We start from the raw sequence: 21,410 nt of genomic DNA, 5'->3' as shown, positions 1-21,410 counted from the left end.
CCCCCCCCCGCGACCGCGGAGAGGGTCGCCGCCGACTGCCCCGGCACGGCGCTCGCGGTGGTCGGGTATTCCCAGGGCGCGCAGGTGGTCTCGGAATTCGCGCGGACTGTCGGTGCGGGCGAGGGACCCGTCCCGGCCGAGCGGGTGGCGGGTATCGCCCTCTACTCCGATCCCGACCGCGCCCCGGGCTCACCGGTGATCCCCGGCCGCCCCGGCCAACTCACCCCCGACCCCGCCCCGGGCACCTCCGGAGCGGCGGTGTCGGGGGTCGCGATCACCACCGCCCCGGCCTCCGGCGGCGGGATCGCCACCAGTTCGGGTGTCGAGTACGGGGCGCTGACCGGCCGAGTGACCGACGTCTGCGTCGAAGGCGACCTCAGCTGCGCGGCACCCGAACGCGCCGCCCTGCTGCGGTTCGCCGCCCAGCTCGCCGCCCAGGCCGATCTGCGTGATCCGATAGCCGCGCTCGGTTCGATCCATGCCCTGCTGTCGGGAGTGCTGGGTGAGGCGTGGACCACGGTGGTGAACAACGACTTCCAGTTCGGGCCCGGGTTCGTCGATTACGCGCCCGCGGCGAGTCTGGCTGAGCGCCTCATCGATGCCTCCGACCCCCGCACCCCGCCACCCGGCCCGGAGGAGACCGCTGCCGCGTCGGGGCGGTGGGGGCAGATCACCGCGATCGTGGCCTCCGACCCGGTCGGGCAGTTGCCGAGACTGGCCGGGCAACTCTCGGGTGCGTGGGGGCAGCTGCTGGCCGACAACGCAGATCTGGTGAATCCGGGTGTGTGGCTTCGCTACGCCGACCTAAACGGCCGCCACACCGGATATGCCGCCGCCGGTCAACTCGCCAGCGGGGTCGCGTGGCTGACCGCACTGGCCTACGACCTCGCCGGGAGCCACGCATGACGATCAGCGACTTCTATCAGACACCGATCCTGCGCGAAGGCGCGCGAGCTGGAGACATCGTGCGCACACGCCCGGTGTTCGTGCCGCAGCTGGCCGGGGCGACCGGGGCGTGGCAGATCGTCTACGTCTCCACCGATTCCCGGTCCCAGCCGATCGCGGCGTCGGCGATCGTGCTGATCCCCGAAGCGGTCGCCGAGCCCGGGTCGACCGCGATTCTGCTGTACTGCCCACCCTTTCGTGGCCTGGGTGGAGTTTGCGCGCCCTCGCAACTGCTGGCGACGGGTACCGAGTACGACTTGGCCGGCATCGACCGCGCGCTCGCGCGAGGTTGGGTGGTCGCCGTCCCTGACGGGCAAGGGCTCGGCGCGGGTACCGGTCCGCATACCTTCCTGGCCGCTCGCGCGGCCGGTGCCAAGGTGGTGCTCGATCTGGCTCGCGCGATCTACCGAGCCTCTGACCTCGACCTGCCGATCGCGCCGGTTGTGGCCTGGGGATACGCCGACGGCGGCCGGGTCGTCGCGGCTGCCGGGGAGCTGCAGCCGTGGTATGCGCCGGAGGTGGATCTGCGCGGTGTAGCGGCCGGGGCTGTGGTGTCCGACCTCGCGGCCATGGCACCGGTGATCAGTGGGGGCACCGGAGCGGGCCTGGGCCGGGGCCTGGCCGGTCTGGGTCTGGCGGGCCTGGGTCTGGCGGGGCTGATCGGCCTGTCCCGCGCCTACGACCAGCTCCCGTTGCGTCACGTGTTGAACGAGGACGGCCTCGTCGCTGCCGCCGAGGCTCGGCACCTCACCGGTCTCGAACTGCTGCAACGCTTCCCGCAGCCGTTGGCGCATTGGTGCCGTCAGCCGGATCCGTGGAACGACCACTGGTGGCGGCGGGTCCTGGCGTTGGAAACTCTCGGCCACGTCAAATCCGAAGTGCCGCTGCATCTCTACCACGGCGAACTCGACATCGTTGTCCCGGTGCGAGCTGGTCAGCGCGCCCTGATCGCCTACCGGCAGCGTGGCACGCAGGTCGACTGGCGCGAGTACGACGCCGATCACCGCAGCACCGCGCATCTGGCGATATCCGATGTCCTGGCCCGGCTCACCGTGGACATCACCAGCCGACCCCCACACCAGCCCACCACTACACCGGCGGCACCGGCGCAGGCCGAGCGCACAAGCCGCCCCTGACCCCTCCGGGGAACCTGCCCGTACCCCGCAACCCCCCTCCCGGGGTGCGGGCAGGCCCCGGAGACACCTGACCCGAGGCGAGGCGAGATGAATGGCGAGGGACCCCCACAATCCATCCGATGACGACGACGCCGAAGCATGGGTCGACCTGCCTCAGTCTCTTCCGGACTCGCACGTCGTTGCCGACTCCAGCTTCGTCTCCAGCGTCGACGAGCCCGGCCAGTCGCCCTCGCCCGAGGGCGTCTGGTTCGCCCCGCTACAGGACACTCCCGACACCGCCGACACGGGCCGGTTTTCCGGATGGTGGGTCAGCATCGGGGACCGGCTGCCGCGCGGGGCCTGGGCCGCGCTGGGGGCCGCCATCGCAGTACTGACCGGGGTCCTGGTGGGCACGGCGACCGACAGCCGCGACGCCGGTCAGCAGGTCCAGGCCACCGCCGCGCCGCCGAGCCCGACCACCACGGTGCAGGGCCCGTGCGCCGGGCTCTCGGGAGAGGTCGTCACCGACCGCGCAGGTGACCCCGCCACCTTGGCCGGGGTGATCGCCTCGTTCGAATCCGCCTACTACATCGACCGTGATGCCACCAAGGCGATGCCGTTGCTCGCGCCCGAGGCCGGGATCACCGCCGAGGGCCTCGCTGCGGGCATCGCCAGCATCCCGCCGGGCACCCGGCACTGCGTGGCGATCACCGCGATCACCCCGACCACCGCGAACGTCCACATCGCCGAGTTGCGTCCGGATCGCACCCGCGTCGACTACCTCCAGCTGATCAACACCCGCCCCGCTGCCGACACCGGCACCGGTACCGCGCTGTTGCTGATCTCCAATTTCCAGAAGCAGGGATAGGGGGATGGGGACAGGCTCGCAGGCGCCACTACTGATCGCCGTTGCCGGACTGAGCCCCCGCGCCGGGACCACCACGACCACCGTCGCGCTCGCCCATACCTGGCCCGGCCCGGAAACCGCCCTCATCGTGGAAGCCGACCCCGCAGGCGGGCAGCTCGCCGATATGGTCGGCGCGGACCCGTATCTCGGTCTGGCGAGCCTGGCCCGCAGGACGACCACGGGCGAGCCCATCACCCCAGGTCTGCTGGCACAGCACGTGCAGTTCCTGCCCGGCGGAGAGGCGTTCCTGGCCGCGCCGCCGCACCGCGATCCCGAGCGCGCTGTCCCTGCTGCCGAATTGCTCACCGGCCGCTATGCGAACTGGCGGGGGCTCGGCGCGACCGTGCTCGCTGATTGTGGTGTCCCCGAGCCGGACTCGGTCCCGCACCCGGTCATCGCCGCCGCCGACGGCTGCCTGTTCGTCGTGCGTGCCGAGCACATCGACCCCGAGCCCGCCATCGCGCGCATCCGTGCCCTCACCCGTCACGGCTGCCCCCGGGGTGTCGTGCTCATCGGCGGCAGCCGCGACTACGCCACTGCCCTCGGTGTCCCGGTAGTGGGTAGCCTGCCCGCCACCCGTGCTGGTGCCCAAGCGCTGCTGGCTGGCCGCCGCGTCCGGCGCTCCTCGCAGCTGCTCCCGCCTGCCCGGCTCATCACCACCGCTGTGGAACTCCAGCTTCGCGCCGAGGGCCGCCGCGAACGCCTCGCCCAGCCGCACACACCCGGTGCTGTCCGCCAGGCCCGCCCGAGCCGCCGTGATGACGCCGGGCCGACGATCTACCGGATCGACCTGCCGCCGCCACCGCGCCCACTCACGCCGGAGCCTGTGGTCGTGGAACCTCCGGTGCCCAGCGTGGGGCCACCGGCTCCCGAGCCTGTCCTCGCGAGCGAAGCCGGGGATGCTGGCCAGCCGGGCGAGGATGCCGGCGAGCTGGGCGAGGACGACCTCGCCGCGGCGCCGGAGTCCAGCCCGGCCGCCGCGCCACCGGAGTTCGACTCGCCTGCCCTGTCGGTGTTCGCGTTCGGGGCGACGAGGGTCTTCTGGCGTGCGCCCGAGTCCGGTGAGCAGGTGGAGATCACGAGCCAGTTGCAGCCGCGCAGCCGCGAGATCGTGGCCCTGCTGGCACTGCATCCGGAGGGGTTGAGCCGATCTCGGTTGATCGATCTGATCTGGGGCGGGCATTCACCGGAGCGCTCGGCCGCGTTCAGCAATGCCCTCTCGCGGCTGCGTGCCTCGATCACGACGGCCACCGGCGGGCAGATCACCGGGGTGCTCATCGATGACCGGCTGCACTGCCGCCTGTCGGCGACCGCGGCGAGTGTCGACTACTGGGAGTTCCTCGCCGCTGTCGCCGCGCGCCGCCGCGCCAGCAGCGACACCGACCGCAGTGCCGCGTGCCGGGCCATCACCGGCATCGCCACCACCGACCTGGCCACCGACATCACAGGCTCCTGGATCGAACCGCTGCGCGAATCCGCGCGCCGCGACGCCCACAACGCGCTGGACTGGCTGGCCACCCACGACGCCGATCACGACCCCCGCGCAACCCTCGGACTGCTCGAGCTGACAGCCGAAACCGACCCCTACAACGAAACCGTCTGGCGCGACATCCTGCGCCAGCACGCACGCCTGGGCGAATACGCCGCTCTCGCCCGCACCTACACACTCATGACCCGCAAACTCGGCGAGATCGGCGAAACCCCGAGCCGAGAAACCCGCGAACTCCTCGAACACCTCCGCCGAGGAGAAGACCGCAATCCACTCCAGCCCGAACCCTGACCGGTCGGGCAGAAATCAACTACCCGTACACACCTAAAAATGCGGAAACAGCAGGTAGTCTATTGCCGGGAATGGTCGAATCCGCTGCGGCCATTCGCCCGGAATCGGCGCTCCGATATTCGGGTCGCCCGACAGTGTTTTCCGAAATCTATCGAGTCGGATCGCTTCGGAATCTCCGTAAATTCACTCTCCGGAACTCTCTGCGAGTTCTGCGCGGTCGATACATGGGGAAATGCGTGGGGAAATACGTGCGGAAATACGTGGGGCGGTCAAATGTCCCCACCGCCCGTCAGCGTATCCGCAGGTAGTAGGCCGCATATCCGCGCGGATAGCATCCAGGATTGTCTATATACAAAGCTATATAGACATGCGTCGCCGGTCCGTCGTCGCCCGCCTCCGGCATTCAGTTGGTGCCTGTCCCTTGCTGCTCCGTTTGTCTTGTTCCTCTTTTTTTCTCGTTCTTCTTTTATCTCTTTGCTGCTTTTTCATTCGTTTGGCTGGCGGCCTGTCGTCGGGCGTGAGTATTGCTGTGCGCGTTTCATGTTCGTATTGCACTGCGCGCCTCGCCGTTGTCCGGAAAAATTCCGGAAATTCGAGCCCTTTTCGGGGTTGTGAGCTCGTTCGAGGTCGAGCTAGCGTCGACCCGGTTCCCGGAATTCGCCGGGAAATTCGCAGAAATCCGAATGGCGGCCCCGCCGCACGTGTGCCGGAAACGGCGCACGAATTCGGAACGGATTTTCAGGAGTTGCAATGACCACCACACCCGCCGCTACCGCTGCACCTGCCGCCGGTCGCCTGCCGAACGGGGAATTGCGGCGCATGGTCGCCGGTGCGCTGGCCGCCGACCCGGGCCGCGAACTGTCGCCCCGTGAAATCGCCAAGGGTCTCAACCGGTCCTCCGGCGCTGTCGGCAACGCGCTCGAGGCGCTGACCGCCGCCGGGCACGCCGATCGCACCTCGGCCTCCCCCCGCCGCTACCGCGCCAACGCGAACACCGCCACCGCCGCCACCGCCCCGGCCGCCACCGCCGCCCCGGCCCCGACTGCCCCGGCCGCCGGGCAGGCGGCGAACCCGGCCCCGCGCCGCCGCCGGGCACCGAAAGCAGCCACCTCGGCCCCGGCCGCCCCGGCAACCCCGGCGCGCACCGGCAACACGGTGGCCCGGCCGAACGGGCAGGACTACCACGTGCGGAAGTTAGCCGGGCGCGCCGATGTCGATGTGTTGCAAACCATGCGCGCGGCCGAGGTGCCGGTGCTGCTGTACGGGCCGCCCGGAACCGGCAAAACGTCGTTGATCGAGGCCGCCTACGGCGATTTGCTGACCGTGCAGGGCGACGGGGACACCACGGTCGCCGATCTGGTGGGCGAGTACACCCAGAACCCGGACGGCACTTTCGTTTTCGTGCACGGCCCGCTCGTCCGGGCCATGCGTGAGGGTCGGGTGCTGTTCATCGACGACGCGACTCTCATCCCGCCGACCGTGCTGTCGGTGGTGTACCCCGCGATGGACGGCCGCCGCGAGATCGTGATCAAAGCCCACGGCGGCGAGATCGTGAAAGCCGAACCCGGGTTCTTCGTGGTGGCCGGACACAACCCCGGAGTGCACGGGGCCATCCTGTCCGACGCACTCGCCTCGCGGTTCGCGTTCCAGGTGCAGGTGGGCAGCGACTACGACCTCGCCACCCAGCTCGGGGTGGAACGGCGCGCGGTGAAAGTGGCGCGCGAGCTGGCGGCCCGGCAGGCAAAAGGCGAGATCGGGTGGGCACCGCAGCTGCGCGAGTTGCTGGCGTTCCGCAAGATCGCCGCCGCCACCGATCAGGCCACCGCCCTGGCCAACCTCGTCGGAGCCGCGCCCGAGGAGGACCGCGATGTCGTGGCCGCCGTGGTGAAAACCGTGTCCGGCACCAGCCACGCCCCGCTGGCCCTCGGCCCCCGCATCTGACCAACCGCCACCCGCCCCGCGCACGAAAGGCACTGCCCGCCATGACCGGCCACGTGATCACCACACCGCCACCCGCCCCCGTTCCCGCGCCCGCTGCCCCGGGAACCGGCCCCGCCACCGCTGCCCCGGCCACCACCCGCGCCCCGGCCTCCGTGCCTGTCACCGGTGCATGGATCGCGCTCTCGGCCGCCATGACCGCCGAGGCCCCGCCGATCGCCGACCGCGACGACCTGACCGTGACCATCGCCCCCGGCGCTGCGTTCGGGAACCCGGCGGTGTTCATGCCGAGCCGGGCGGCCGTCGAAATCGATGGCACCCAGCTCAAAATCGACCCCGCCACCGCCCACCCCGAACGCAACAGCGACCGCAACCGCTACCCCTCGGTGTGGGGCGCGTTCGTGCACGAGTGCGCCCACGCCAAACATTCGGCGTGGAACCCGCCGCCGGTGGCGCACCCGGGGGTGGTCGATGCCGCGATGCTGCTCGAGGAATCCCGGATCGAGGCCGCCCAGATTCGCCGCCGCCCCGACGACCGGCATTGGTTGCGCGCCAGCGCCACCGAGATCGTGATCGGCGACAACGGCGGCGCGATCGCCGCCGCCCAGATACCGGCCACCCCCTACAACGCCGCCCGCAACGCCGCCCTCATCCTGGCCCGACTCGACGGCGGCATCCTCGACGCCGCCGAATGCTCCCCCGCCGCCACCGCGATCGAGAACATCCTCGGCACCGACACCCTCGACCAGTTGCGCGCCATCTGGCGCGAGGCCCACACCGTGGCCGACACCGACGCCGCCGCCATGCTCGAACTCGGGCAACGCTGGCTCGACCTGATCGGCCCCGACCCCCACACCGACCCCGACCCGTCCTCGGTGCTGGGAGCCGCGATCGGCGAGACCGTGACCAACATCGGCAACGCGGTCGCCGCCTCACCAGTGGAACCCGACCCGGCCGAGATCGCCGCCGCCGCACAACAGGCCGCCGACCGCGCCGCGAAAGACGCTGCCTCGCAAGCGCGGACCGTGTTCGGTGACGGGTCGGGCCGGGGCCGGACGGCAAGCACGCGACGGACACGCACCGCCCGCCCGGCCGAGCACACCGCCGCGCGGGTGCTGGCCCGTGCCCTCAACACCGCCGCCACCCGGGAACGGACCGCCGTGAGAACGACCTCCGCGTTGCCGCCGGGCCGGTTGCGGATGCGGGGCGCGCTGGCCCGGGAGGCGCAGCGTGCCGCCGGGGCGATCCCGACCGCCGAACCGTTCACCCGCACCACCCGCAAAACCGAGCCGGTGCCGCCGCTGCGAGTCGGTATCGCGTGCGACGTGTCCTCCTCGATGGAGGACTACGCCGCCCCGGTGGCCTCGGCCGCGTGGATCATCGCCCGCGCCGCCGAGCTGGCCACCATGCCCGCCACGACCGCGACCGTGACCTTCGGGGCCTCGGTCAAACCGATCACCTACCCCGGCACCGCGCCCAAGAGGGTCACCGAATTCAGTTGCCCGGACTACCTTCACGCCATCGATACCGCTGTCGAGGCCCTCGACGGTGCCCTCGACCTGGCCCGGCCCGGCGCGACCCGGCTGTTGGTGATCATCTCCGATGGCCAATACCGAGGCCGCAACCGTCACCGTGCCCAGGCCCGCGTGAACGCGCTGCGCGCGACCGGATGCGCGGTGCTGTGGCTGGCACCGGCCGACAGCGGGCCGGAGCCGCTGGACGGGGTGACCCTGCACCTGGTGACCGACCCGGCCGCCACGGCCGCCGCGATCGGGCGCGCCGCCACCGCCGCCGTATGCGCCTCCTAACCCCCGGGTGCCCCGGGCGCGAAAACGCGCCCGGGGCACCCGAACCGGGGCCGTAACCAAGACCCGGCCCACCGCCCGCCCACCTTTCACGGGCAGCAACGACAGGACACGACACCATGACCGGCACCGCCCACCCGATCGCCACCACGGCCGCACTCGACCCCATCTACGTGATCGCCGACACCGCCACCGGCGACCAGTTCGTCATCTACGCCCCCGGCCCCCATGACGAGCGCGGCATGTACACCGTGGCTCACGTGACCGGCAGCGCGGACGGAATCGCCGCCCCGCGCATTCATCTCGTGCACCCCGACGACATCGCCGCCTACGCCACCGGTGCCGTGAACCGGCTCAGCCTCGGCGAGTTCGACGACGCCGTGACCGTGTGGCTCGACCGCACCACCGGCACCCTGCACGACCACCTGACCCGATGAACCCGCCAGCGGCACAACCGACCGGCACCGCGAAACCCCGGGAGAGCCACATGCGACCGATGAAGAACACCAAGAGTCGCGACGAAGACGGCGTGATCAAACCCGACGCCCAACTCAGCGGCAACGCCTACGTGATGGTGCAGCTCCGCGACACCGGCGACCCCTACGGCCGGATCCTGCTGGTGTGGTCGGCCGATCGCTGCAACCACGGCTACACGATCTGCCCCGAATGCGCCGAGAGCTGGGAACTCGACCATCACGTGCACTACGAGCTCACCGGCGGCGGGCGACGATTGCGCGCCGCGCTCGACGCACCGCGCGCCGAGGCCGACAGCTAGCGGGCGCGACCGGCGCGGGAGGTGGCGGTGTGCCAGCACCAGACCAGAGGCCCACCGCCGCCGTACGCGCCGCCTACCGGGACCGGGGGCCGCAACCGCTACCGCGCGGCCCCACCCTTCACCCACTCGAATCCGCCCGCATGGGCAGCAACGACAGGAGACGACAAATGACCGACGACACCCGCACCGCTACCGACCGGACTCCCGCCGATATCCACGCCCGCGGTGAGGTGGTCTGCCCGATCGAGGTCGGCGACGAGGTGACCGGCCGCAACAACCGCACCTGGCGCGGCGTGGTCGTCGCACTCTTCAGCGGCGGTGACATTCCCGAGTGCGTGATCGAAACCGCCACCGGTGAGCGGGGTTTCGCGGCACCGTGGGAGCTGGCCCCCGCCCACCAGGAGCCCTCTGCGGACTGGGGCGACCGGATGCGCGCCTACCGGAATTCCGCACGCGACAACGCCCTCGCGCGGCTGCGCCGAGACCAGGACGAACTCGCCGAACAGGCCGAGACCCTCGCCCAGCGCCTGAGCGCGATCGCGGCCACGCTGCGCGTGGGCCGCTTCCGCCACCCCGACACCGACGACCTCATCGAGCACGAGGGCACCAACATCGATCACGGCCTCGACCACCTCGCCGAAACCCGGCAGGAACTCATCAACAGCGGCCTGGTCACACCCACGGAAATCCTGCAACTCCTCGCCCTCGACTGAACCGCACCACCTCGACCCGGGGTGGGCGACCACCGCGCACCCGGGGCAGCGCCGGGCAACCGGCGGGCCGCCACCGACAACGTAAGGGCCGACCCAGCAGGGTCGGCCTTTACGCGTTCTGTCGGCAACAGGGGACCTCGGCGGCGTGCAGCCTCGGCCTCGGTCCCAGTTGTCCACTTCGTCATCGTTGTGGTCGGCAGCGGCGTCGGCGCGGTCGGCGAATCCCGACACCGCTGTGGCGAGCTCGCGGGTCGCTGGCGAGTACGGGTTTGCCTCGCCGCAACAATTGCCCGCGAGCCGAATTCCACTCGTGCCGTTCGCATTCCGAAAGTAGACGAGAGAAATTCGGGGCCGAAGTTTCTTTCCACGTTCCGCTTGACATCGGCCCGGGTATCGAGCGTCCATGGAACCGGGAACGACACCGAACCCCCGGGGAATTCGCCCCGATCGGTGTGGTTTCCGTCCCGGCCGGGACATCACCCGAATTCACCCGAACCATTGTTGGAGGGACCTGTCATGTCCAAAAAGAAGAACACCACCACCGCGCCCACGGCACCGGCCGCGCCCGCCCCGGATGCCGCCCCTGCTGCCCCGGACAGCGGTTCGGGGGCGGCGGGTGTGCCCGTGCTGCGCACCGACACAGACCGGGCGTTATGGGCGGCGCTGGGCACCCACCCCGGCAGCACCACCGCCATGTTGGCGTATGCGGCGGGGATCGGGCTGTCGACCGCCCGGCGATTGCTGACGGGATGGGAAACCGCCGGGGCCGTGCGGTCGGACACCGACCCCGCATCGCCCCGGGCCGCCAAAACCTGGACCACCGCCGGATCGTCCGCGCCGGAACCGGCCGCGACCGAACCCGCCACCCAGGAACCGGCCCCGGCCGAACCCGCCGCGCCGGAACCGGTTTCGCTCGACCCGGCCGCGCCGGAACCGGCCGATCCCGCCGAGGAGGAGGCACACGCCGACCCCGTGCCGGATACCGCGCCGGACACGGCCGCTGCTGCCCCCACGGGCGACGATCCCGCCGACCCGGCCCCGGTGGCCCCGGTCCCGGCCGATGACGCGGCAGCGGCGGACGCGGAGTCGTCGGTGGTGCGGTTGCCCGCCGGGGCGCTGCGGGGACAGGTCGAGGATTTCCTGCGCGATCACCCGGACCAGGAGTACACGCCTCACCAGATCGGCAAGGAACTCGACCGTTCCAGCGGCGCGGTCCACAACGCCCTGGTCACCCTCACCAAGAACGGGACCGCACGCCAAACCAGCACGGCCCCCAAGAAATTCACCCTCGCCTCGGCCTGACCATCGTTCCGACTGGGCGATGCCGGGATCCCCGGAGAAGCTACCTCCGGGGAGTCCGGCACCGCGCCTCTCAATGTATCTCTCCCTGAAAGGTTTTCTCGATCATGTTCACCACTTCCAACTCGGCTGTCATCGCGGCGTCGCTGCACCGCGTGTTCACCCGCTCCCCCCACGCCGCCGACAGCCTCGAGCTGTGGCTGGCGGTCGCGGCCGAGGCCGAACATCAGCTCCGCGTGCCCGTCCTCCCGACCATGGTGCCGTGGGTGCCAGTGTTCGTGTACTACCGGCTGTTGCGGACCGAGGGCGAGTTCTTCCCGTTCACCGGCTCGACGCGGATCATGAGCGGACCGCTGACCGGCACCACCTACACCGACCCGGAAAGCGCCGCCCGCGCGGTCGTCGGCGCGACACCCGCCCCTCTGATCGTCCCCGCCGACGCCGACAACGGTGACGAGAACGACCCGGCCGAGGCGCACAGGCCGGTGCCGTCGTGGCGGTTCCGGGCCATCGGTGCCCCGGCCGTGCAGACACCGCCCGCCGTGCCGCCGCTCATCTCCTAGCCCGCCCACACGCCGAAACGGCCGGTGGGGCCGAGCATCTACTCGGCCCCACCGGCCGTTTCTGTCGCGTTGTGGCGGCGGCTATTTCGTGCGGTCGATGGCCTGGACGATCCAGTCGGTCAGCACGGGGACGGTGGTGTCGTAGCCGGTGGCCGGGAACGTGGCTGTGGCGGCGTTCTGCGGGGCCGGAACGGCGGTGCCGGTGGTGGTGCCCGCCCCGGTCGTGGTGGCGGTGCTGTAGGTCTGGGTGAGCGTGGGGAACTGGGTACCGGTAAACGCCGAAGCGGTCGCCGAGAGGAGATCGGCGGCGATCGGTGCCAGCCCGGTCAGAGTCAGGAAGGCGGCCACGGGGTCACCGACGGCGAGGGCTTCGGCGGCGGTCCAGGCGATCTCCTGGGCTCGGCCGATATCGGTGGCGATGCGGGTGAAGTCGAGATCGGCCAGGACACCGACGATCTCGGCGGCGATGAGCGCGACCCCGGTGGTGTCGAGCGGTGCGGCGATCTTCAGTGCGCTTGCGACCAGGCGCAGGTCGAGTCCGGCGACCATCTCGACCAGCGGACTGAACTGGAGATTGAGGTCCCCGGCCACGCGGTGCAGACCGGGTATGTCGCTGCTGGCGAGCAGGCCGGGCAGCTGGGTGAGGTCGGTGACGATGGCGGGCACGTTCGCGGTGAAGCTCGCCAGCCCGTTGAGCACGGTGACAACCTGGGCCAGAACCTGGGACACGCTGAGCTGCCCGGTCGAGGTGGCGGCGGTGGTCGTGGTGGTGGGGACCTTCGCCGAGGTCGTGGTCGAGCCGGTCGTGGTGGTCGTGGTCGCGGTGAGAGCGCGGCTGACCGCGGCGAGGACCGGCGAGTTCTGCGCTGTGGTCGAGCAGTAGCTGTCGCCCTCGGCGCACAGCGTACGAACACGGTCGACCAGGTCGCCGAAGCTCTGCGAACGCGGTCCGGTGACGCCCTGCCCGGAGACCGGGGTACCGAGCTGGGCGGTGGCCGGATCGCGGCGAGGGTCGGAGACCAGCGCGACCGCCACGACTCGCGAGGCCGGGATCGGGCCCGCTTTATTGCCGATGCTCGTGGCGAGGTCACCGGTGACCTCGGCGCCCTGGCCGTAGCCGGCCAAAACGACTCGCGTGTCCGAGCACAGCGCCGAGACCGCCGCGGAGAGTTCCTGTCCACTCGCGGACCCCGCACCCGTCGTGGTCGGCGCGGTGAGGATGTGCACGTCGATGTCGCTGCGGTAGCGGGCGGTCAACGATTCCCCGACCTTCGTGAGGATCCCGGCGGTGGTCTGGCCGGTGGTCGGGGTTGTCTCGTAGGTGCCCGGGACCAGCAGCGCGGTCCAGCGCGGGCACTGGGTACCGGTCCTGCCGGTGGTGGGTTCGGCGGCGGCGACACCGGCCGTCACGGTGGTGGCGGTGATGGCCGCGCACAGTGCCGTGCGGACGGCGCGGCGGGCGCGGGCAGTTCGAGTGTGGTTGCGGTGCATGAGATTTCTCCGTTCGTGGCGGGTGGTCAGGGGGCGGCGCGGTAGTCGTCGTCGTGTGTAGGTTGTCGCCAGACTTTGCGGTCGGACAGTTCACGACCTGGTGGTGTGCAGAGGTTTCTCACCGACTTTGCGGCGAGGATTCTCAACGACTTTGCGCATTTCTCGTCAGACGAGCGTCCGCGTCGATGAGACTCGACCCAGCGCAATACATCTCGGCGACCTGACCTGCATGATCGCGACCCTTGCCGCTGAATGACGCAGAGTCGGCGCAAGATTGGTGAGAAAGCGCAATCAGTCATGAGAACCTACATCGTGGGCGGGTGTGGGTCGGGTGGCGGTGTAGTAGTCGTCGCCTTTCCAGCGGTAGGGCGAGATCTGGACGGGCTCGTTGAAGGTGGGTGCGTGCACCATCTGTCCGCCGCCGAGGTAGATGCCGACGTGGTGGACGTCGCCGTCGGTGCTGTAGAACAGCAGGTCGCCGGGGGCGAGCTGGTTCTCGGGAATGGTTGTGCCGGTGTGGACTTGGTCGTAGGTGGTGCGGGGGATGGAGATTCCGGCGGCTCGGTAGGCGGCTTGGGTGAGTCCGGAGCAGTCCCAGCCGCCGTTGACCTCGGGGCCGTTGCCGCCCCACACGTACGGGAGGCCGAGCTGGGCGCAGGCGAAGGAGATCACCTGCGCGGCAGTCGGGTTCGGCGGTGAGGCGGTCTGGCAGTCGCCTCCGGTGGTGTCGGTGGCGCGGTAGCGGGCGGCTTGGTCGAGGACCTGGTCGACGTACCAGTCGGCGTGGTTGTAAGCCCAGATCGCTGCGCGGAGGTCACCGGGTGCGCCGGAGTCGCACAGGTAGAACGCGGCGGCGTGGATCGCGTCGGAGGGGTTGTAGCGCGAGGGCGGGCTCGCACCACCAGCAGGCAAGGAATGCCGCGCGGTCACCGACTCGAAGGTCGAGGCCAGGAACTGCATCGGCCCGCCAGCACCGGAGGCGTTCTCACCCGAGGACACTCCCGGCAGTGGTGAGCGTCCGTGGTCGGTTTCGATCTTGCCGATCGCGGCGAGCACCGACCAGTCCAGCCCGGGGCAGTCCCCGGCAGCCGCCTGGTAGAGCACGAGCATCTCGGCCGGGATATCTTGTTGCGCTTCGGTACTCGGGGTCGAGCCGGTGCCGGTCGAGGCTCCCGGAGTGGGCGCGGTGAGCGCGTGGTCGAACACGACGACGGCGCTGACCACGGCCGCGATCACGACCGTGAGGAACACGAACCCCGCGAATCCCGCTCCGAGTGTCTTGACCAGCATCGCTACCTCACCAGTGCTCGGAAGCCGGGGGACTCGGCGGCGGCGGGGCAAGGGCGACGGTTCCGCTCAGCGGTGCCCAGGTCGCCTCCGGGTCGATGCCGTCTTCGGGTGGGGTCCGTCGCGGCCAGACGGTGCCGAGTTCGTGCAGGCGCTGGCGGCCGGAGTCGGTGTGCAGCGGCAGCCACACCTGCTCGGCCGGACTGGTCCCGGAGATCGCGCCGAGGAACTCGGCGGCGGCGGTGGCGACCGGTACCGCCTCGGGGTCGGGCAACCGCTCCCAGGTCCGCCGCAGAGCCACACGGGCATTGACCTCACGTGTGGTGGTCGGCACCCACAACAGGACCGGGACGATGACCCCGGTGGTTCGGGCGAGCTCGGCGAATCCGGTCAGCTTGGCCGCGACCCGGGGCAGGGAGGTGGTCCCGAGGTCGTATTCGAGGAAGAAGTCGAGCAGGTCCTCGCCGTGGGTGTAGCGGCCGTGGGCGTCGGGGCGTGCGAGGTCGCCCCAGAGCCGTTGGCAGCGGGTCTGGGACCACCACCGCGACACCCGCGCACCGATGGAGGGATGGGTGGTGAGGGCGGTGAACCACTCGTTCACGCCGAGGGTGTGGGTCAGGTGCAGGCTGTGGGCGACCGAGAGCGTGGTTTGGTGGTTGTAGCCGAGCTCGCGCACACTCACGCCTGCTTCCGCGGCGAGGATCGCTGCACCGGCCGGGGCGAGGGTCCAGTGATAGGGGGCGGTGCCACGAGTTCGCATGGGCCGGAACCGGTCCAGGACGCGGTAGGTGTGCAGGATCGCCAGGCGGCGGCGGGCGATCTTGGCGGTCGGGAACGCGAGGTCGGCGAGCTGGTCGGTGGTCAGGACCCGGTGCTCGAACACCATGCGCAGAATCCAGCGGTCGCGCCCGGTCAACGCACGCACCACCGAACTCTTTTCCGGGCTGGTAGTAGGTGACCAGGCCGGGCGCGGGGCACGGGTATCGGCTTGCCTGTCGGGACGGGAAATCATCAGTACGGGAGCCTTTCTCGGGGCATAGCGGAGCTAGGACCGTGGGGAGTCCGGGGGTTCGGCTGTGAGGCGGGCCTGGGCGGCGGCGGCGATCTCGCGGGCGCGCCCGGGGATCGGCGGGTCCAGGGGCCGGGTGGTGAGGGTGAAGGGGCGGGCGTTGCGGCCGTCGACCAGCAGGCGGGCGGCGGCGTGGAAGGCGTCGAGGTGGCTCAGGTCGTGCTCGGACAACCAGGGCTCGGTGTGGCGGGCCAGGTCGCGGGCGTCGTCGGGGCTGACAGCGAAGACGATCTTGTTGCGGGCGTTGGCCGAGATGCCGTCGCGCAACTCGCGGGAGAGCTGGCCGAGGTTCTGGTGCGCCAGCAGCAGCGACAGGCGCAGTCCGCGGGCTTCGGCGAGCATGTCCTCGATCGGGGTGGACAGGTTGAGGAAGTTCTGGGCCTCGTCGAGCACCAGTGCCGCGTCGGGCCGGTCGGCGGCGGGGACCCGGGCCCGCGCGGTCACCGCCTGCCACGTGCGTGCCACCAGCAGCGACCCGACCAGTCGTGAGGTTTCTTCTCCGAGAGAGCCTTTCGGCAAACGGGCGAGGCAGATGCCGCCGTTGTCGAGAATGTCGGCGAACTCGACGCTGCTGGGTCCTCCCGCGATGGCCGAGCGCACGAACGGCCGCAGCAGGAACGCTCTGAGTTTGTTCAGCAGCGGGCCGGTGAGCTGGGCTCGGCCGGTGTCGGAGAGGGTTTCGTAGCTGTCCCAGAACCCCCGCAGGACTGGGTCTTTCGCGGTCCGGGTGACCCGGGCGCGGAACGCGGGCTCGGTGAGCAGGCGGGGCAGGTCGGCCAGGGTGGCGATGCCAGGTTGGGCGCACAGGGTGAGCAGGCTGGCGCGCATGATGTCGTCGGTGCGCGGCCCCCACCACTGGTGAAAGATCCGGTGGAACACCGTCACGAGGTTGTCGACGGCGAGATCCATTCCCGCGCGCCCGATCCGGCCGATGTCGAGGGGGTTCACGCACGGCGGCGGGGCGGCCGAGTCGGCATCGAACAGGACCACCCGCTCACCCATGCGCGAGGGCAGCCGAGACAGGACGTCGGTGACGAGGTCGCCCTTCGGATCGATCACGATCACCCCGCGCCCGGCCTCGGCGTCATCGAGGATCGTGCGCGCCAACAAAGTGGATTTGCCGACACCGGTGGGGCCGAGGATGTGCAGGTGATGGCGGGCGTCGGTGACCTTGACCGCGACGGGGCGGCGAGTTCCGGTGTCGGCCATGCCCAACGGTTTCGTGTGCTCGCCGCCGACAGGGATCTCGGGGGCTGGGGACAGGGCACGGGCACCGGCGCGCTGCAGACCGGGTAACCCGTCGTCGGTGGGCAGATGCGCGATCGTCGCCAGCTCGGGCACCGACAGCACATCCCCACGTCCGAGACGCCGCTGCCGGATCAACCGCTGAAGGCGCAGGCGGCGACGCCGCCGGTAGTAGTTGTGATCGATGCACGCTCCGAACACCGTGGCGAGAGCGTCGGCGCGACCGCGCGCCACCGCTCGCGCCTGCGCTTTCGGCGCGATGTCGTCGGGATCGGTGGAAACCGGGATCGAGGCGGCGTAGCGGACGACCGTCTCCCAGTGCGCCCCTCGCGCTTTGGCCGCTGCCGCGCGGGCGGCGGCACTGTATTCCAGGGAGGTTTGGCGGTCGGTGGCCCGCGCGTCTCCCGCACCAGCGGAGGCGTGGGAGGCGCGGGTCGTGGTCGTGCCGGGGGTGAGGAGGTTCAGGGCCTCGCGCAGCAGCCCAGTGAGGACGCCAGCCCGCGTGGCGGTGCTCGCCGCGGCGCGGGTGGCTCGGGCGACGCGGCGGCCGGTGACCGGGCGGGCGAGGATCTGCACACAGACGGCCTGCCCGGGAGCGAGGTCATCGGCGGCGGTGATCAGGTTGCGCACCAGATCACCGGAGTGATCGGTACTCAACGGGAGCCCCTCACGGCGCCCGAGCCGCAACTCGCCCCCGGCCACGATCCGCCGGACACCCTTCACCGGGCCGGGTAGCGGAGGCCGGGCGGGTTCGAGGGTGTCGGTGTGCGCGCCGGGCCACGCCGAGGCGATGGCCCGTTCGATGAGACCGGGTGGGATCGCGCCGGGCACCCAGAGCCGGATCGCGGCACCCTCCTCGGGGGTGACGGTGTACTCGAACCCCAGATGCGGCTGCCCCAACAGGACTCGCGCCCAGGCGGGCCGCAACTGACCGATGAGGTGCGCCCAGAACGCCAGTGCGCCTTTGGCGTCGACCTCGGGTGGGGTGAGCACGGTGATCTGGCGAGCACGTGCACTCAGCCGGCGCCGACGCCACCGGGCCAGAAACCGCACCGCGGCGAGCACCCCGAGGACGGTCAGGACAACGACGAGCCCATCCCCGGTCGAGGCGATTCGTTCGGCGGCGTGGGTCAGATCGGCCAAGGCCCGGCTGGGCGCGAGAAGCGCCCGGCCGAGCCACCCCTGCTCGGGGGTCTGTGCGGTGTTCACGCGGCCACCGATCCCGGGCCGGTCGCATGGGGAGTCGGCAGCGTCGCGGAGGTGCCGAAGGGGAATCGTCCGCTCGCGCGGCAGCGCTCGGTCGCGCCGCTGGTGGTGTCGGGCTTGCGCAGGATGACGACGTCCTCGTGAGCGATGAGGTGAATCGGCAGCCCGGACGAGCGCTGTTTGACGACGAAGTCGCGCTGGAAGAAGCTCGACCGTGCGACGAGTTCGCCGTCGCTGAGGCGGCCCAGCAGTGCCACGCACCGCTCCACCGGCACGAGCCCGGCCAGCTCGCCGCAGGTGTAGAGGTGGCTGGGCAGGGGCACCAGCTCGGCGTGCTGACGCCATGGCCGCGCGGTGATCACGACATGTCCACCGGGGGCGAGGTATTCGGCGGTACCAGCGAGGATCTTGGTGAACCCGGACAACAGGCGGCCGAGTCCGACGTTGGCGAGGTTGCCCCGGTCGAGGACCTGGCCGTAGCGGTGGTTGGACTTGAGGACCGGTTGCCTGCGGTTGGCACGCACGTGCCCGTGCAGGGAGTCGCCGTAGGGCGGGGAGGTGATCACCAGGCTCGCCTGCCCGCGTAGCTCGGCCGGGATCAGGTCGCCCAGCTTGCGGGCGTCCCCGTGGAAGACGGCGGCGTCGAGATCGATGCCTGCCTCCCGGGCGAGCTCGATGTTGGTGCGCGCCAGCTCCGCCCACCGTGACTCGTACTCCACGCCGACCGCCCGGCGGCCCAGGTGCAGCGACTCGACCAGGGTGGTGCCGATCCCGCACATCGGGTCCAGCACGAGGTCCCCGGGCCTCGTGTAGGTGGCGACGGCGTGGGCGACGATGGCGGGGAACATCTTCGCGGGGTGGGCGGTGCTGTCGGGGTGGTAGCGGCCCCGCCGCTGCGCGGTGGGGGCGTTCTGCGCGGTCGCCCACACCGACACCGGCTGCGCGGCCGGAGGGGTCTGTGCGGGGGTCGCGGAGTCGACGTCGGCGGTGTTGGGGGCGGCGGGATCGAGAGTCATGGAGGCGTCCTTCGCGGGAGAGTTCGAGTGGGGCAAGGGCTGTGTGGGCTCAGCCATGGGCGGGCTGGAGGAAGACGAAGACGTCGGTGTGCGCGACCCGGTGGCGCGCGGTGCCGGAGACAGCCGGGTCGGCGGGCGCGGCGGTGATGGTGGTGCCGCTGACGGGTGCGGCGATGATGTGCTGGAGGTAGAGCAGATCGGCGGCCTGGGCGGCGGCCACGACAGACCCGGCGGGGTCGTGCAGGACGCCGGAGTCGCTGTGGCGGCAGCGCGAGAGAACGATCAGCAAACCGCCCATCGTCAGCACCTCGGTCGCGAGCGAGGTGACGTGCTCGGCGGCGGCGACCGGGTCGAGGTGCTCGGCGAGAAGGGTCGCGATGACCAGATCCACCGGCTCGGCGGGCCGGTTCCGGTCGGTGGGGGCGTCGAGGCCGTGGCGGCCCAGATCACCGATCGTGGAGAGCGCACCGACGGTGTCGGGCTCGATGATCCGCAGCGCGCCCCGGGCGACGGGGGCGGGCCAGCCGAGGAGCATCACTCGCGAACCCGGTTCGGAGAATTCGGTGATCGTGTGGACCAAAGCCCGGTCGGGCCAGCGGTCGTCGGGATCGAGCGGCGCGGGACCGAGCGCCCACAGGGTCGAGGGGACCCGCACGGCGGCGGAAGTGGAACGGGCCCGGCGGGAACTGGCGGTCATAACGGCCTCCTGAGCGAGAGAGCGGTGTGTACTCGCTTACTTCCGCCAAAAAGCCGATTTCGGGACGCGGCAATCCAAGAATTTTTCTGAGAATTTCCTGAGCAGGAAATTGCGGGCCGGAACGCCGTGCGGCGAGAGGGTGTGGTCAAAATTTTTCGAGAAACTTTTCGCCCGGTTGCCCATGCGCCAGGAGGGCCTATCCGCACCCTATCTGAAACATATCCAAGTCATATCCTGGACCTATCCGCACATTCACATCCACTGGTAGGAGCGCCCCTGTCCTCGTGATCGCCTCGGGTGATGGAGGGGCGTCGATCCGGTAGCGCAATATTCGCCAGCTCGCCCAGGATGTGACTTGGATATGTTTCGGATAGGTTTTGGGTGTGGTTTGGATAGGGTTTGGATGCGTTTCGGATAGAGGTATTCGGTGTCCTTGTGAGGTCGGAAGTTTTCGATCGATCAAGGAGATCCGTGGTGACGAATACACACGTCGCGAAATATGCGGGACCACTCGAAAAGCCGGGCCCGCCGCTGGCCGTGGTGCGGTCCGGTTTCGAGAAAATCGCCGCCGAGGCGCTGCCCACCGATCCGCGCCCGGTGCCGACACCCGCCCCCGCCCCCGCCGGTCCGGTGCAGACGTGGGGGCAGCTGCGCGAGCGGCTGTGGGACCCGGCGACGCCGATGGCCGAGGTCGACGCGATCTGGGTATGGCTGCTCGATAGGGTCCGCGCCAAGGACGAGGGCGCGATGCTGGTCTGCGCCGGACTGGCCGCGCCGATGCTGTCGCGGACCGCCAGCGAGTACGCGACATCGAGCACCACCGCCCGCCACGACATCGAGTCCGAAGTGCTGACCGCGTTCCTGGGGCACCTCCCGCGCGTCGGCCTGGAAGAGCCTGGGGTGTGGCATCGGCTGCGGTGGGGTGCCTACCGCGCCGCCCTCAAAGCGGCAACCCAACAGCGAACAGGCGTGACGGTGGTCGGTGACCTCGACCGCGACCTGGCCCCTCTGGGCGGGCGGGTGCAGGCGATGGTGTCCGGGCCCGGCCATCCCGAGACGGTCCTGGCGCAGGCCGTGGCCGCCGGAGTGATCTCCGCCGACGCCGCCGAACTCATCGCCGCGTCGCGATGGGAAGGCCGCTCGCTGACCTCCCTGGCCGCCGAACGCGGTGTGTCGCTGTGGAAGCTGCGCAAGCAGCGACCCCGCGCCGAACGCGCCCTGCTGGCATGGCTGTCCGACCGCGCCCGCGACCTCGACCCCGAGCGCACCAGCACGGTCGAAGCCGAGGCGGTCACCGCACTCGCACCGCCGGACCGGTCACCGCGGCGAGGTCGCCGGCCGAACCGGCACTCCCCGGCCCCGGCGCAGTCGAGCACCGAGCACGGGCTGGTGGCGGCATGAACACCAACCAGGGAAATCTCAGCGAGGCGCCACAGGCATCGGCTCGGCGCGGGCGGCGCTGGCCTAGAGTGCTCGCGGTCCTGGGCGCGACCGTGGCGCTACTGGTCCTGCTCGCCGGATCGGCCTCGGCGGCACCGCCGCACACCGAAGTGCTCGCC

General features: G+C 70.7%; 18 protein-coding genes. 12 read left to right on the top strand and 6 right to left on the bottom strand.

What is annotated here, in order from left to right; genetic code table 11:
* The 11 genes from AC3EO7_RS37290 to AC3EO7_RS37240 all read left to right on the top strand — a co-directional run.
* On the top strand, positions 1–906 hold a 906-nt coding region (locus tag AC3EO7_RS37290; protein ID WP_435593811.1), incomplete at its 5' end, for a cutinase family protein.
* Positions 903–2,081, top strand: a complete 1,179-nt coding sequence (locus tag AC3EO7_RS37285) for a lipase family protein (RefSeq protein ID WP_435593810.1) — start codon at positions 903–905, stop codon at positions 2,079–2,081. The genes AC3EO7_RS37290 and AC3EO7_RS37285, both read left to right, overlap by 4 nt.
* 91 nt (positions 2,082–2,172) lie before the next feature.
* Complete coding sequence (locus tag AC3EO7_RS37280) at positions 2,173–2,928, top strand: DUF8176 domain-containing protein (protein WP_435593809.1); 756 nt, start codon at positions 2,173–2,175, stop codon at positions 2,926–2,928.
* Positions 2,929–2,932: 4 nt separating this feature from the next.
* Positions 2,933–4,747: an AfsR/SARP family transcriptional regulator gene (locus AC3EO7_RS37275; protein ID WP_435593808.1), complete on the top strand. Its 1,815-nt coding sequence runs from the start codon at positions 2,933–2,935 to the stop codon at positions 4,745–4,747.
* 750 nt (positions 4,748–5,497) lie between these two features.
* Complete coding sequence (locus AC3EO7_RS37270) at positions 5,498–6,688, top strand: AAA family ATPase (protein WP_435593807.1); 1,191 nt, start codon at positions 5,498–5,500, stop codon at positions 6,686–6,688.
* A 41-nt stretch (positions 6,689–6,729) separates the two neighbouring features.
* Positions 6,730–8,493: a VWA domain-containing protein gene (locus AC3EO7_RS37265; protein ID WP_435593806.1), complete on the top strand. Its 1,764-nt coding sequence runs from the start codon at positions 6,730–6,732 to the stop codon at positions 8,491–8,493.
* Between the two features lie 116 nt (positions 8,494–8,609).
* Positions 8,610–8,927: a hypothetical protein gene (locus AC3EO7_RS37260; protein WP_435593805.1), complete on the top strand. Its 318-nt coding sequence runs from the start codon at positions 8,610–8,612 to the stop codon at positions 8,925–8,927.
* A 50-nt stretch (positions 8,928–8,977) separates the two neighbouring features.
* Entirely contained in the window at positions 8,978–9,265 is a 288-nt protein-coding gene (locus AC3EO7_RS37255; RefSeq protein ID WP_435593804.1) for a hypothetical protein, read from the top strand.
* 167 nt (positions 9,266–9,432) lie between these two features.
* Positions 9,433–9,978 carry a hypothetical protein gene (locus tag AC3EO7_RS37250; protein WP_435593803.1) on the top strand — a complete coding sequence of 182 codons (546 nt, stop codon included), beginning with the start codon at positions 9,433–9,435 and terminating at the stop codon, positions 9,976–9,978.
* A 516-nt stretch (positions 9,979–10,494) separates the two neighbouring features.
* Positions 10,495–11,280, top strand: a complete 786-nt coding sequence (locus AC3EO7_RS37245) for a hypothetical protein (protein WP_435593802.1) — start codon at positions 10,495–10,497, stop codon at positions 11,278–11,280.
* A gap of 104 nt (positions 11,281–11,384) precedes the next feature.
* Entirely contained in the window at positions 11,385–11,840 is a 456-nt protein-coding gene (locus tag AC3EO7_RS37240; RefSeq protein ID WP_435593801.1) for a hypothetical protein, read from the top strand.
* Between the two features lie 81 nt (positions 11,841–11,921).
* Here the strand turns inward: AC3EO7_RS37240 and AC3EO7_RS37235 are convergent, their stop codons facing one another.
* The 6 genes from AC3EO7_RS37235 to AC3EO7_RS37210 form a co-directional block, all read right to left on the bottom strand.
* A complete protein-coding gene (locus tag AC3EO7_RS37235; protein WP_435593800.1) occupies positions 11,922–13,331 on the bottom strand; it encodes a cutinase family protein in 1,410 nt (469 codons plus the stop codon).
* Positions 13,332–13,622: 291 nt separating this feature from the next.
* Positions 13,623–14,621: a C40 family peptidase gene (locus tag AC3EO7_RS37230; protein WP_435593799.1), complete on the bottom strand. Its 999-nt coding sequence runs from the start codon at positions 14,619–14,621 to the stop codon at positions 13,623–13,625.
* 7 nt (positions 14,622–14,628) lie between these two features.
* A complete protein-coding gene (locus tag AC3EO7_RS37225) occupies positions 14,629–15,543 on the bottom strand; it encodes a replication-relaxation family protein (protein ID WP_435593798.1) in 915 nt (304 codons plus the stop codon).
* 120 nt (positions 15,544–15,663) lie between these two features.
* On the bottom strand, positions 15,664–18,141 hold the full coding sequence (locus AC3EO7_RS37220) for a type IV secretory system conjugative DNA transfer family protein (RefSeq protein WP_435593797.1): 2,478 nt from the start codon (positions 18,139–18,141) through the stop codon (positions 15,664–15,666).
* Positions 18,138–19,154, bottom strand: a complete 1,017-nt coding sequence (locus AC3EO7_RS37215; RefSeq protein ID WP_435593796.1) for a TRM11 family SAM-dependent methyltransferase — start codon at positions 19,152–19,154, stop codon at positions 18,138–18,140. Before AC3EO7_RS37215 ends, AC3EO7_RS37220 begins: the two co-directional genes overlap by 4 nt.
* Before the next feature lie 49 nt (positions 19,155–19,203).
* Positions 19,204–19,851 carry a hypothetical protein gene (locus AC3EO7_RS37210; RefSeq protein WP_435593795.1) on the bottom strand — a complete coding sequence of 216 codons (648 nt, stop codon included), beginning with the start codon at positions 19,849–19,851 and terminating at the stop codon, positions 19,204–19,206.
* 474 nt (positions 19,852–20,325) lie between these two features.
* Here AC3EO7_RS37210 and AC3EO7_RS37205 point away from each other — a divergent pair, with 474 nt between their 5' ends.
* The gene (locus AC3EO7_RS37205) at positions 20,326–21,252 is read left to right on the top strand and encodes a hypothetical protein (protein WP_435593794.1); all 927 of its coding nucleotides are present in this window, start codon (positions 20,326–20,328) and stop codon (positions 21,250–21,252) included.
* Positions 21,253–21,410 lie beyond the last annotated feature (158 nt).

It is taken from the genome of Nocardia sp. bgisy118 (assembly GCF_057708605.1).
This window is presented reverse-complemented; position numbering and strand designations above follow the sequence as displayed.

Bases quoted from the DNA above. Each gene is read 5' to 3' on its own strand.
- AC3EO7_RS37215 (WP_435593796.1), bottom strand. From the start codon at position 19,154: ATGACTCTCGATCCCGCCGCCCCCAACACCGCCGACGTCGACTCCGCG.
- AC3EO7_RS37270 (WP_435593807.1), top strand. From the start codon at position 5,498: ATGACCACCACACCCGCCGCTACCGCTGCACCTGCCGCCGGTCGCCTG.
- AC3EO7_RS37235 (WP_435593800.1), bottom strand. From the start codon at position 13,331: ATGCACCGCAACCACACTCGAACTGCCCGCGCCCGCCGCGCCGTCCGC.
- AC3EO7_RS37255 (WP_435593804.1), top strand. From the start codon at position 8,978: ATGCGACCGATGAAGAACACCAAGAGTCGCGACGAAGACGGCGTGATC.
- AC3EO7_RS37265 (WP_435593806.1), top strand. From the start codon at position 6,730: ATGACCGGCCACGTGATCACCACACCGCCACCCGCCCCCGTTCCCGCG.
- AC3EO7_RS37285 (WP_435593810.1), top strand. From the start codon at position 903: ATGACGATCAGCGACTTCTATCAGACACCGATCCTGCGCGAAGGCGCG.
- AC3EO7_RS37240 (WP_435593801.1), top strand. From the start codon at position 11,385: ATGTTCACCACTTCCAACTCGGCTGTCATCGCGGCGTCGCTGCACCGC.
- AC3EO7_RS37230 (WP_435593799.1), bottom strand. From the start codon at position 14,621: ATGCTGGTCAAGACACTCGGAGCGGGATTCGCGGGGTTCGTGTTCCTC.
- AC3EO7_RS37245 (WP_435593802.1), top strand. From the start codon at position 10,495: ATGTCCAAAAAGAAGAACACCACCACCGCGCCCACGGCACCGGCCGCG.
- AC3EO7_RS37260 (WP_435593805.1), top strand. From the start codon at position 8,610: ATGACCGGCACCGCCCACCCGATCGCCACCACGGCCGCACTCGACCCC.
- AC3EO7_RS37280 (WP_435593809.1), top strand. From the start codon at position 2,173: ATGGCGAGGGACCCCCACAATCCATCCGATGACGACGACGCCGAAGCA.
- AC3EO7_RS37250 (WP_435593803.1), top strand. From the start codon at position 9,433: ATGACCGACGACACCCGCACCGCTACCGACCGGACTCCCGCCGATATC.
- AC3EO7_RS37210 (WP_435593795.1), bottom strand. From the start codon at position 19,851: ATGACCGCCAGTTCCCGCCGGGCCCGTTCCACTTCCGCCGCCGTGCGG.
- AC3EO7_RS37275 (WP_435593808.1), top strand. From the start codon at position 2,933: ATGGGGACAGGCTCGCAGGCGCCACTACTGATCGCCGTTGCCGGACTG.